The sequence below is a fragment of the Paenibacillus wynnii genome, from assembly GCF_030812855.1.
Classification (GTDB): Bacteria; Bacillota; Bacilli; order Paenibacillales; family Paenibacillaceae; genus Paenibacillus_AQ; species Paenibacillus_AQ wynnii_A.
The window spans coordinates 53,596-65,806 of the sequence record NZ_JAUSTK010000002.1; the positions used below are offsets into that span (position 1 = coordinate 53,596).

At 46.6% G+C, this 12,211-nt stretch carries 10 protein-coding genes; 3 read left to right on the top strand and 7 right to left on the bottom strand.

Features of this window, described 5'->3' with window-relative positions; all coding sequences use genetic code 11:
* Window positions 1–82 precede the first annotated feature (82 nt).
* The 4 genes from J2T20_RS02255 to J2T20_RS02270 all read right to left on the bottom strand — a co-directional run bounded on the left by J2T20_RS02255 (window position 83) and on the right by J2T20_RS02270 (window position 4,703).
* Window positions 83–1,222: a cation:proton antiporter gene (locus J2T20_RS02255; protein WP_307585177.1), complete on the bottom strand. Its 1,140-nt coding sequence runs from the start codon at window positions 1,220–1,222 to the stop codon at window positions 83–85.
* Between the two features lie 203 nt (window positions 1,223–1,425).
* On the bottom strand, window positions 1,426–2,586 hold the full coding sequence (locus tag J2T20_RS02260; protein WP_307585179.1) for an ABC transporter permease: 1,161 nt from the start codon (window positions 2,584–2,586) through the stop codon (window positions 1,426–1,428).
* On the bottom strand, window positions 2,579–3,748 hold the full coding sequence (locus J2T20_RS02265; RefSeq protein ID WP_307585181.1) for an ABC transporter permease: 1,170 nt from the start codon (window positions 3,746–3,748) through the stop codon (window positions 2,579–2,581). The genes J2T20_RS02260 and J2T20_RS02265 overlap by 8 nt, the downstream gene beginning before the upstream one ends.
* Before the next feature lie 19 nt (window positions 3,749–3,767).
* Complete coding sequence (locus tag J2T20_RS02270) at window positions 3,768–4,703, bottom strand: ABC transporter ATP-binding protein (protein ID WP_307585183.1); 936 nt, start codon at window positions 4,701–4,703, stop codon at window positions 3,768–3,770.
* 177 nt (window positions 4,704–4,880) lie between these two features.
* Between J2T20_RS02270 and J2T20_RS02275 the strand changes: the two genes are divergently transcribed.
* Together J2T20_RS02275 and J2T20_RS02280 are read left to right on the top strand one after the other, a co-directional pair.
* Window positions 4,881–6,038, top strand: coding sequence for a sensor histidine kinase (locus tag J2T20_RS02275; protein WP_307585185.1), 1,158 nt, complete (start codon window positions 4,881–4,883; stop codon window positions 6,036–6,038).
* Window positions 6,039–6,088: 50 nt separating this feature from the next.
* Entirely contained in the window at window positions 6,089–6,739 is a 651-nt protein-coding gene (locus J2T20_RS02280) for a response regulator (protein WP_307585187.1), read from the top strand.
* 117 nt (window positions 6,740–6,856) lie between these two features.
* On the opposite strand, the gene J2T20_RS02285 is transcribed toward J2T20_RS02280, so the two are convergent.
* Window positions 6,857–8,497, bottom strand: coding sequence for a methyl-accepting chemotaxis protein (locus tag J2T20_RS02285; RefSeq protein WP_307585189.1), 1,641 nt, complete (start codon window positions 8,495–8,497; stop codon window positions 6,857–6,859).
* Window positions 8,498–8,759: 262 nt separating this feature from the next.
* Window positions 8,760–10,079, bottom strand: a complete 1,320-nt coding sequence (locus tag J2T20_RS02290; RefSeq protein WP_373457748.1) for a PDZ domain-containing protein — start codon at window positions 10,077–10,079, stop codon at window positions 8,760–8,762.
* A gap of 359 nt (window positions 10,080–10,438) precedes the next feature.
* On the opposite strand from J2T20_RS02290, the gene J2T20_RS02295 reads away from it, so the two are divergent.
* Window positions 10,439–10,609 (top strand): hypothetical protein, encoded by a 171-nt coding sequence (locus tag J2T20_RS02295; protein ID WP_307585193.1) that lies wholly within the window; start codon window positions 10,439–10,441, stop codon window positions 10,607–10,609.
* Between the two features lie 78 nt (window positions 10,610–10,687).
* Here J2T20_RS02295 and J2T20_RS02300 read toward each other — a convergent pair whose 3' ends face one another.
* Entirely contained in the window at window positions 10,688–12,157 is a 1,470-nt protein-coding gene (locus J2T20_RS02300) for a S41 family peptidase (protein ID WP_307585195.1), read from the bottom strand.
* Between the last annotated feature and the right edge of the window lie 54 nt (window positions 12,158–12,211).

Genomic DNA, 12,211 nt, shown 5'->3' on the forward strand with positions numbered 1-12,211 from the left:
TCAGACCTAAGGCGGGGTTTCTACCCCTTCTGAGGATTTAGAATTAAAAAGCCGCCCCAGAGGGACGGCTTTTCGGTAGATGCTAATTGGGCTCACGAAACATATATTTTAGCAAAGGTGGGGTTACAAGCGTGGTGATAATTACCACAATAATCACGGAGGTGAAGTATTGTTGCAGCAGTAGGCCGCTTTCCAGACCTGTAGCAGCTATAATTAAAGCAACTTCCCCCCGCGAGATCATTCCTGAACCAATAATTAGCGAAGAACGGTTGTTAAACCCGGTAAACCGGGCGCCTAATCCTCCACCCAACATTTTGGTCAATATTGCCACCAGAGTCACTACGATAACAAATCCCAATTGCCCGCCCACACCAGTAAAGGAAACACTTAACCCAATACTTACAAAAAAGACCGGTACAAAGATCGAATAAGCAATCGGTTCCAGCTTCTCTTCTACAGTATGCTTAAACGGTGTCTGGGAAATAGCGATCCCGGCTGCAAAAGCACCTATAATCCCCGCCATACCCATCAACTCAGCGAAATAGGCGTAGCCGAAGCAAACCACCAGTGCAGCTGTAATGGTCGCTTCTGTAACTCTTAACGGAGCGAGCCATTTCATAACCCAAGGCACCAGGAACCCGCCAGCAAGTATGGCAACTACAAAAAACAGCACCTTTTTACCAATGAGAAGCCCCAGTGACATATCCGCTTCTGTTCCGGAAAAACTCATAAGTACCGCCAACAGAACGACTACCAATATATCATCCACCACAGCAGCCCCCAAAATAGTAGAGCCTTCTCGTGAATTCAGCTTGTTCATATCCTTCAGCACCTGCACCGAAATACTAACGGATGTAGCGCTGAGAATAACACCCATGAATAAGGAATTGTAATAGGAGAAACCGAACCAATCCCCTATAAAATAGCCGCCCACAAAGGGTAAAATAATTCCCCCCACGGCTACTGCAAATGCCGACTTCCAATTTTTACGAAGCTGGTCAAGATCGGTTTCCAGACCGGCTATGAACATCAGCATCAATACACCAATCTCCGAGATATAATGAATAAACTCACTATCATGAACCCAGCCGAGTACCGCAGGCCCCAAAATAATACCTACAATTAACTTCCCCAACACCGCCGGCTGTCCCAGTCGTAAAGATACATCCCCTGCCAGCTTGGTGAACAGAAGAATCAGTATAAGATAAAAAATAAATTCCATCGTTCCCACTCCTTTTCTCTGTATGGTAGGTCCATCAACAAGGAATCTCCCCATACCAAAAAAAAGACAAAGAGGAGCCCTTGTTGACAGGCTCCTCCAAAAAACGAATAACTATTCATTTAATTGTTATTTATTAATTATACACATATTTAAAATTCTTGTAAACTGAGGCGACTCCTAGGTATCTATTCCGGTACCGTAGATTAAGCCTTCACTCCCGCCTCGCTTGGTCGAAGAATCGTGGATCCGATGGTGAGAAGAACAGCAGCCATAAGCCCAAGAATGGCGAAGGGCAACCATAGCTCATTCCAGCTTCCACCGGTGGAGGCGATGTCGACGGCTTGTATCGCCCACTTCTGAGGCACGAAGTTAGCGGCCTTCTTCATATAATCGGGCATAATCGATATCGGCCAGAAGCAGCCGCCCAACATACAGGTTGGGGTTAGAATAAGCATATTAAGCATGCCTGCATTATTCGGATTGCGTACCATGCCTGCTATAGTACTCGCAATTCCCATAGACACAAGCATAAATGCAGAGAGAATCAGGAAATACGTGAGGATTGGCAGTCCATAGTCGTAACGTAAAATCCATTTACCAAACATAAGCATCGCAGTAATCTGTAGGATGCCCACCGTAAAGCTGCCTAGGAAGTTACCGATAGCAATCTCAAAAGATCGTACCGGAGCACTGAACATCCGCAGCATGGTGCGCTGTCTCCGGTCATCCATAATCAGAGTAACGGAAGTGGTTACAAGTCCCATGAGGAACATCAGCGTAAACCCTGTAATAGTCGTAAGCCCCATCTTGGAATACAGATTATAATCTGTCCTTACGTTCCCTACCTTGTGCTCTTCTACTTTTTGCAGCACCGCACCAAATTGTGATTCTCTATCCTCCGTTGTTACACTGGAAGATCCCACCATTGCAGCTGTCTCTTCCAGCCGATCGGCAATTTCGGACACTTTCATCTTGAACAAGATACTTCCCTCTGTAGCTTTAAGTTCGTACACACTGATTTGAGGTCCCTCTCCAGCCATTAATCCTTCGCTGTAATTAGCGGGAATCATAAGGGCCGATATCCCCTTTTGCTCAATCACAGCGTTTTTTAACGCAGCTTCATCCGCTTGTTCCACTAACTTGTATTCTCTTATTCGGGTAAGCTCCGAGAGAATATGCTCTCCTGCTCTGCCCTGATCCATATTGGTATACATGATTACAGACTGGTATTCAGTTGAACCGCCGGTTAAGGATATGAGCCCCGCAAGTACAAGGCCCGGGAGTAAAATGTAACTAATGAAACCTTTCCGTGAGCCTATGGTCCTCTTCACCATATTCCAGGTAATCGTGAGGATATTATTCATGGTAACCCACCTTCCGGTACGAAATAAACGCAGCAAGGAACAACACAAAGCTGATCAGAGCCAGCATTAGCAATTTAGGGATAATTTGCGACAGCTCGGAATGCAGGATCATCCTCAGAATAGCTTGCATCGCCCAATGATTAATCGTAAAGGCACCGACAGAATTCACCCATGAATCCGGCAATGGGAACATTCCCCCACTACTAAAGGTCATTATTACCGTCAATGTAGCAATCAGGCTTCTTGCGCTTGCTGCTGTTTTGAGAAACATAGCTACTATAATAGATAATGTCATGGCTGCAATAATCATCAGGATACAGGTGAGGGCCAACAGCCCTGGACGGTTCCCCCAGTCTACCCCGAACAACCAATGAGTGATAAGAATGATTACAGCACCTTGAAGAATGGTCACTAACCCGATTCCCAGGATCTTGCCTATGAATAGCTGTGACCCTTTGACTGGCATGGAGTTGATGCGGAACAAAGTACGGCTTTCTCTTTCATTAAAAAGTGAAGTGCATACCGTCATTCCTGAATACAGCAGAAACATAAGGAGCATAGAGGCTGCGTAAAATTGAGAAGCTGTATAGGTACTCCCTTCCTCACTCAACTTCCCTAACATTACGGAAGGCTTCAAGTCTGCAGAAGGAGCGGCGGCTAATAACACGGCTGGTCCAAGGGTAACCGCTGCAGCTTGATTATAATTAATCCTGTTCAAAAAATTATCAAAAACAGTACCCGCAATCACATTCTCTGAACTCTCCTTGCCCATAATAAATTCGAGCTCCGCTGTTTTTCCACTTAGCACATTTTGATCAAAGTCAGGTGGAACGATTACTGCATATCCATACTTACCTGAGCGCAGTCCGCTTACAACGTTTTCTCGCCCGTTTACCTCAAAGGGAATAATGATTTCTTTTATCTCCGGTGTGTCGAGGAAGCTTTTAATCATATTCGAGGGTTCTGCATCTCCTTCAGAGAGACTCACTACTCCAACCCTTACGGGTTCAATCTTCAGGGTCTCTTCGATACCAACTACACCGGAAAGTGCAGAACCAAGGAGAAAGATTAAAACTAACGGCAGTAAAAACTGGTTCAGCACCATAGAGCGGGAACGAAATAATCGCCGCAGCTCATAAATCATGATCGTCCATATATTCATATCTATTCATCTTCCTCCTTTAGTCCCGCAATGTCCGTCCGGTCAGGCTTAGAAAGAGGGTCTCCAGATCGGGCTCCTCAATGTGAAGAGATCCAATAACCCCTTCATGCTTGGCAAAAATAAATAAAATATCCTGAAGTTCGGATTGGGAGGAGGGTAGATAGAGCTCGACCAAGTCACCGTTCACTTCAACACGACTGATCCGTGGATGAAGCCTTAATTCATCCTTCAATGCCGAACTGATATTAGTTGCCTTAATAACGATCTTTTCCTCCTGGGCAACTCTTTCCCGGAGCTCTTTTTCCGTACCGCAGGCGATAATATGTCCTTTATCCATAATGGCTACACGGTCACAAATTGCGGCAACCTCTTCCATATAGTGACTGGTGTAGATAACCGTAGAACCCATTTTATTAAGCGCCTTGACCGATTCAAGGATATGATTCCGCGACTGGGGATCAATACCGACGGTGGGTTCATCCATAATAATCAGCTTCGGCCGGTGCATAATGGCACACGCGATATTGAGTCTTCTTTTCATCCCGCCTGAGAAGGTAGAAGGTTTCTCCTTGGCCCGGTCACTGAGGCCCGTAAACGCCAGTGCTTCCGCTACCCGCTCCTTCAATAACTTCCCGCGCAATCCGTATAGTCTCCCGAAAAAAGTAACGTTCTCTGTCGCAGTCAGCGTATCATAAAGCGCCAGCTCCTGAGGAACCAAGCCTATTCTTCTCTTAACCTCTAAGGGATTGGCAATGACGGAAATCCCATCGATGACAATATCACCGCCGTCGATTTTGAGAAGTCCGCAAATCATGCTGATCGTAGTACTTTTCCCCGCGCCATTCGGGCCGAGTAATCCAAAAATCTCACCTTGCCGAATGCTGACATTGACATGATCTACCGTTAATTTACCGTCATACCGTTTCACTGCATCACTCACGACTACAAGTGCCATTGCCATCTCTCCTGTCTCTTGGACTTCTATACACTCATTGTAACGCCTCTTCCCTGCCAATGAAGGTACATAAGGTCATCTTCTGCAGGTGACAAAAGTCATCTCCTGCTGCCAAGAGGAAATATGCTAAGATGGAATTGAAAACCGTTTTAAATAATTAAAAAAGGATGACGCAGTGTGACCCGAGAGCTGAGGATTTTACGATATGTACTTATTATTGTGCCTTCTTTTATTACTTCTTACGTCCTTGAATACGTGGATTATGGAATGTTTACACTGCACTTTTTGCTCCTTTTGCTGTTAGTGTCGCTGGGCTTTAAGCTTCCCGGGATATACTCAGGGCTTACCGGCTCTATTGAGTTGTTATTTACAGCTTGGCTATGTTATGAGTACGGCAGCTTAATGCTCTTCCCGGCGGTTTCAGCGCTGCTTTGTTATTCACAGCTGAGGCCCCGGTACATACCTGCTTTGTTGACCTGCATTCATCTGATCTTAATAAATGTTGCTTTTATGAATGCTGCCCCGCTCTTGCTGGCTTACATCAACATCACCTTTTTGCTTGCAGCCGTACTTACAGCACAATTAAACCTGGCGGCGCGCGGCCGTGAAGAGACCCTATTCCTATATGATGAGCTTCGTAAAAGGCATTTTGAACTGGATGAGACTCGTAACCGACTGCTGCAATATGCCGCTCAGGTAGAGAATGCTGCACAATCGGAGGAAAGAGTACGCATATCCCGCCAGCTGCATGATGATATCGGGCATCGGCTAATCCGGGTTAAAATGATGATGGAGGCCGCTATACATACTCTGCCTAGCTCACCCGACACAGGCATGGTTATGATGGGTCAGATCCGTGATCAGGTCTCTGCCAGCATGGACGACATGCGTGCAGCAGTTAAGCGTATCAACATCGCGCCTCAACTGGAGGGCGCATATGCACTGGATCGGCTGCTGGAGGAAACGGGGCGGGATACCGGGATTGTCACTTCCTACTCTGTGGAAGGGTTACCTTTCCAACTCTACCCAAGCGTGCAGGTGGTCTTGTACAAGAATGCACGGGAAGCTATCACGAACGGTCTACGGCATGGAGGAGCAACAGAGATCCGAATAAAGGTGCGCTATAGCGAGACGGAAATTACGATGGAGGTCTGCAACAACGGTGTCCTGCCCCAAGGTGAAGAATTAAGCAAGCTTCAGCGCTCCGGCGGCATGGGTCTAAAAGGTATGTCCGAAAGAACCCGGCTTATTAGCGGAGCTCTGGAGCTGCGGTTAGAGCCGCATTTTACAGTAATAACAAGACTTCCAGTGGTTAAGCAAGGTGAGATTAGATGATCACAAGGGGTTAGATAATAGATGAGATGGAGAGGGGTGACTAGTTTAATATGATTCAGGTATTAATTGTAGATGACGATTCTTTTATTCGGGAAAGCTTGAGGGTGTTGATTGGACTGGATCCTAGCATTTCGATTTCCGGTGCTGCTTGCAATGGTAGTCAAGCATTAGAGATGATAAAAAGCGGTATTGAAGCCGATGTTGTCCTCATGGACATCAGGATGCCCGTATGCGGTGGGGTCGAAGGAACCCGATTCATTAAGGAGGCTTTTCCACAGATATCGGTGCTTATGCTGACAACCTTTGATGATGACGAATATATTATTGAGGCCCTGCGGAACGGAGCCAGCGGATACCTACTCAAGAATATACCGCCAGACCGTATCATACAAGGCATCAAAACCGTATATGAGGGCAATATGCTCATTCACCCGGATATCGCCCGCAAACTGGCTACCTTCCTGCAACCTGCTCCATCCATAGAAGCTGTACCGCCTCTAACGCTGGATTCTTACGGATTAACCAAAACCGAACAGGCGGTAGTAGCCTCCATCGCCGAGGGGCATTCCAATAAGGAAATTGCCGGAAAGCTCTTCCTGAGTGAAGGGACTGTCAAAAACTATATAACGGATATTTTAAGTAAACTTGGCCTGCGTGATCGTACACAAATTGCAATATTCTACTTGAAGAATCAACGCTGATAGGTACTTTGGGGCTGAATCAACCCATATGCCACAGGGGCAGGTAATGAAAAAAAGGCCATGCTATGTAGCATGGGCCTCTTGAAGAGCAAGAATTGCGATACGTGTAGCGGTATTTTAAACTTTGAAACGTTCTATCAAATGATTCAACTCACCTGACATTTTCTCCAGGGATTCTACATATTCGGAAACACCCTTCATGTCCAGAGCCTGTTCCTCCGCCGACTTCGATACTTCCTGTACACGTTCCGTAGTCTGAGCGGCAATAAGAGCAAATTCACCAGCAGAAGCCTCTACCTGCTCCGATCCTGCCGCCACCTCCTCTGATACGGCCGAAACCTCCTGCGCTTGTTCGCCCACCTTCGTAACTTCATTTAAAATCCTGTGGAAAGATTCTCTTGTGTTCCGAACAATTGACACTCCCTGACCCACTTCCATACGCTCCTGCTCCATAGCTAGGATCACGATCTCTGTATCTTTTTCTATTTCATTGGCTACCTCTGAAATTGTATTTACCGATTCCTGAGAGGCCACCGATAACTTGCGAATCTGATCAGCTACTACCGTGAATCCTCTTCCCTGCTCACCGGCCCGGGCGGCTTCGATGGCTGCATTTAATGCCAGCAAATTCGTCTGTTCTGCAATCTGACGAATAATATCCACCATTTTCCGAACCTCATCCGTACGGGTGGTTAACGTTTTTACTTTGTTAGATGTATTCGTTGAGTACTCGATAATCGCATCCATTTGTCTGATGATTTGTTCTATATATTCTGCTCCTTCTTGGGCAGCGAGTGTAGTTATATGATAGGATTCTGCCACAATACCTGTTGATTGCGCAATTCTTTGAATTCCGCTTCCAACCTCCTTCAAGGACCTGTCCATTTCAATTCCGCCTAATACCTGTAATTCGGCTTGAGCGGCCGTTTCCTTCATATGCTCAGAAATCCTTACACTTGCATTACTCACCGAATCCGTAGAAATACCAATCTGCTTGGATACCTTTTGAATATCTTCGGAGGTATATCGGATTACTCGAATCATTCCATGCAAGTCAGTAATCATTTGACCAAACGAGGCGGATAATTGCCCAATCTCATCTTTTTGCTTAACCTCTATTTGTAAGGTGAGATCCCCTGAGCTGACCTTCTTTATGGTCGATGTTAACCGTTTGATCGGCCGAGAAATATATAGGGAGAATAAATAGGTTAAAGCGGAGGTACATACGATGAAGAGCAAAATAATCCAGACAGCTCTGCTACGATTTTGCTGCATCAATTCGTAAATGCTAGAAGCATCAAAATCCGCGCCCAGAATTCCCAGGATTTCACCGGATGGACTCTTAATAGGAACATAAGCGGAAAGAAGCGCTCCGTATGTTTCATCCTGATAAAGATCCCCAATTTGAATTTGATTCTTGGCAAAAGCATTAATCAGCAGTTCTGAGGGATTTGGATCTACTTGTCCTAAACCCGAAAAATCATCAGCTTTAGAATCGAGTGGCATTCCATCTACGATGTAGACATATTCGGCTTCCCCGTTAACTTCCTTCTTGGCCATGGTATATAAGTATTTTAACCCGTTCGCTTCACGGATCTGATTTAGCTTTGTCCTTAGTTCCTTATAATAAGCATTTTCACCAGATTCAGGAGTAATCGTTGTATAACTAGTGAGATTTATTTCTTTCAGGGCATTTTGAGAAATTAGCTGAGCTTGAAGACCTACAGACTGTTGAACCAACCTTTCTGAGCTTTTCAAAAAAATGAATCCTAATAAAGAACTCGTAATTAAAAGTAAAACTGAGAAAAATAGCATCATTTTGAGACGAAGGCTGCGCATTAAGTTCTCCCCTGCCTAATTTTTAGTCAAACGTTTTCATTTTATTATACTTTTTTTTCCTCAGTAATCGAATAATTTTTATCATAAAGTTAGAGCATTTTTCAAAACAAAATTCGCAAAAAAAGAGCATCTCGTTAGTTAAGATGCTCTTTCTTCTGAGAATGGGCCAAATGGATGGTGGTTACCCTTTTGCCGATTCAGTATTCTGACTGCGTAAGGGGACTGCTGATGCTGATGCAGCCAGTGATTGCTCACGCTTGCTACTTGTACCCGCATTCATGCCTATGATCCCATAAATACTGGATGGATAGGCGTGTATGGTTATATCTTCGTCCGTCTCCGGCGCCAATATGATTCCAAGTTGATGGTGGTCGCCATCGTAAATGGGCCGCTGCATATACTTGCTCTCCCCCTCGGCATTTTGCACCTCAAGTTTGCAAAATGCCGGGTTCATGCGCAGCGCCTCATGCAGCTGCGCTTTGCGGGTCAACAGGGTCCCGTTGACCTTGAGCAGGACCTCGCCGGGCAGGATGCCAAGCTCCTGCGCGGGACTCTCAGGCAGCACGGCCAAGATCTTGAGGCCGCGCTGTGGATGCACGAAGATGGGGCTGGTAGTGCGCTCCTCCAGAGCGCTCAACCAGATCAGCCCTTCGTGCAGGGTTACCGCTGCAAGCGCTGCGAGCAGCGTCAGCGGGCTCCACCATGCGGCAAGCAGGCTTAAGCCCAGCAGGACGATGCTGTAGAGCAGCAATCGTCCGGAGGTGCGGGCCGCCTTGCGCCGCGGGAGCATGCCCTGCGTCATCTCGCCGAAGCCGATGATGACGGGCAAGGACACCAGGCCAAGGCCGCCGCCCAGGAGCGGGTGCCATGGCAGCTCTCCGATTCCCGCTCCGGCGGGAATCAGAAGGAACAGCGGCAGCGGCCAGAACGCCTGCAGCTGATAGCCGCCGACAACCTTCCCGCGCTTCCCTTCCAGGAAGAGCGGCGATGCCAGCTTGGCCCCCTGCCACCGCACCAGAAGCGCCTCCGCAAGGTGTAGTAGAGCAGCCAGCACCAGCAGAGCCGGCACATCCATCTCCCTCACGGCTGTCACAACATCAGCCAGCCATCCGATGGATTGACCTTCAGGAACAAATGAGACTACAAATTGAATAATGCCAATCAAACCAATGGAGTAAGCAAAGCATAAATAGCGGACACGTATCAGCAGCAATAAGAGCGTCACTACCCAAATTATAACTACGGCCGTACTCGACAGAGATACTCCCAGCAGTACCGCAGCAATCGATACCACAAGCCCCATTACAAGTCCCGTCCAAACCGTACGCCAAGTTTCCGTTCCCCAGCTGTGCAGCTTAACATGCACAAGCTTGCGTTCGAGCACTACCTGTCGGCGATAATAAAGGGCAATAAATATAAGCGCAATATAATAATAAGGCTGTGTAAGCAGTTGTAAGACGGCATTGCCCAAGCTTCCGAGCAGTTCTGGAATAGCATTCACGTTCAAAACTTTCGTCACGCTCCTTATATTAAGTGCTCGCTCCTGTTGATTAATTAGGCTTAAACTTTAAACCTCAATCTTACCTTTAAAACTTAATCCTAAATTCCAATTGCTAGTCAAACTTCCCGCTAATCTCTAAACCGCGGTCTTAACACATAATTATATTGATTTAATTGTATCTCATACAACTAAAAGCAACCATTTCCACGTACACGGTAGTTTAATTGTACTTTGTGCAGCTATTTCTCCCATATAGGGCCGAAAACCCTATTCAGAGGTTATTTAAGTGTATAAAGTGCAACTAAAGCTACATTCCGGCCATTTCCGAGCCAAATAAGTGTATAAAGTGCAATTAAGTTGTGGCTGCAGTTGTGGCTACAGTTGCAGCTGCGGTTGTGGCTACGGTTGTAGCTACGGTTGTAGCTACATTTGCGGCTGCGGTTGTGGCTACGGTTGAGGCTACAGTTGCGGCTGAGGTTCTACCATCCCGTGAACCAGCAGATTTCCTCGTAATATCAATGTCCTCCTGATGACATTTGTTCAGTGGACGTTTGCAGTTATTTTACTAGAAAAAAAGAAGGCTGACTTCAGCCTTCTTTTAAGCTATCTTATTTTTTCGACGTTGCAGCCTTAATTTCCTTCCGAATCTCTTCAATTCCCTTGTTCCGCTGATTGTCGTTGACAGGGTCTTGAATAACCTTGATTAACGCCAGCTCCATTGCCTCTGCGGTTTTGGCGTTAATAATACCTGTAATATCCAGCTTGGCTGCGGCTTGGAATTTCTTCACCGCATTTTTCGTGCCGGCATCGAAATATCCATCCTTACGGCCAGGTTTATAACCTAATCCGTCCAGCATCACCTGAGCACTCTTCACATCCGCGCTGTTCATGTTATATTGCAGCGTCACGCTTTTGTTAATCGGCGCTACCGAGAAATACTCCGGCTGAGCCACGGCGATATCCGGCTTAATCCCTTTACCGTGAATCCATGTTCCGTTCGGTGTTAACCATTTGGCTATGGTAATCTTCAACAAGCTTCCATCACCTAGCTGCTTGTCAAAGCTGGTCTGAACCGTTCCTTTACCGAAAGAATTATCTCCGATCAGCTTAGCTCCTGCAGATTGCTGTAACGCACCTGCCAAAATTTCCGAAGCACTGGCACTTCCTTTATTCATGAGCACAACCACCGGGTAAGCTTTTCCTGATCCTTTGGAGGTACTGATTTCACGTTGTTTATCTTTATCTTCAACCATAACAATAGCTTTGCCGGAAGGCACGAATTGTTCAGCCATCTCGATTACAATCGGCAGCACACCGCCTGGATCGTTACGAACATCAATAACAAGTCCTTTGAGGCCCTGCTTCTCCAGCTTGCTAAGCTCTTCCTTGAAGCGGTCTCCCGTATTCAATGAGAACTGGGTCACTTCAATAACGCCGACCCCGTCTTTCTCCATTTTGGCATAAACGGTCTCCAGCTTCACATCATCTCGGGTGATGATTAGTTCAAGCGGATCTGTCGAGCCGGAACGTATAATTTTCAGTGTAGCCTTACTGCCCTTGGGTCCCCGGATTTTGGCTACAGCTGCATTCAGCTCCAAGCCATCCAATGATTCACCGTTTACGGATACAATAATATCCTTCGGTTGCACTCCAGCCTTCTCTGCCGGCGAGCCTTTAATTGGCGATACAACCACTACCTTACCGTTATCAGAGGAAACCTCTGCTCCAATGCCTGAGAAAGAGCCTTCGATGCTTTCTTCGAACTGTTTTGCGGTCTCCTCACCCATATAGTTAGAATAAGGATCACCCAGTGCTTCCATCATGCCGTTGACAGCACCGTCGATCAGCTTGTCCCGGTCTACTGTCTCATAGTAATTACCCTCAATCAAACTCAGGGCGGTTCCTAGCTTCTGGGATTCTTTCTGCTGAAGGCCGTTACTCTTAACCGACGATATCAGGCCTTCTCCTGCTGCCTGTCCGGAAAAAAGGCTGTAACCATTGGTTACTCCCAGCGTTAGCAAGCTACCGCATAGCAGGGCGGCGATAACCATAAACGCCGCTGTGCTTTTTTTTAACATGAGGTCTCCCACCGTCCCTTCTTGTCCATCTAGTAAATTAATCTAAGTCCGTCC

Excerpts from the sequence above, each read along its gene's own strand:
- J2T20_RS02255 (WP_307585177.1), bottom strand. The coding sequence starts at position 1,222 with ATGGAATTTATTTTTTATCTTATACTGATTCTTCTGTTCACCAAGCTG.
- J2T20_RS02260 (WP_307585179.1), bottom strand. The coding sequence starts at position 2,586 with ATGAATAATATCCTCACGATTACCTGGAATATGGTGAAGAGGACCATA.
- J2T20_RS02265 (WP_307585181.1), bottom strand. The coding sequence starts at position 3,748 with ATGAATATATGGACGATCATGATTTATGAGCTGCGGCGATTATTTCGT.
- J2T20_RS02270 (WP_307585183.1), bottom strand. The coding sequence starts at position 4,703 with ATGGCACTTGTAGTCGTGAGTGATGCAGTGAAACGGTATGACGGTAAA.
- J2T20_RS02280 (WP_307585187.1), top strand. The coding sequence starts at position 6,089 with ATGATTCAGGTATTAATTGTAGATGACGATTCTTTTATTCGGGAAAGC.
- J2T20_RS02300 (WP_307585195.1), bottom strand. The coding sequence starts at position 12,157 with ATGTTAAAAAAAAGCACAGCGGCGTTTATGGTTATCGCCGCCCTGCTA.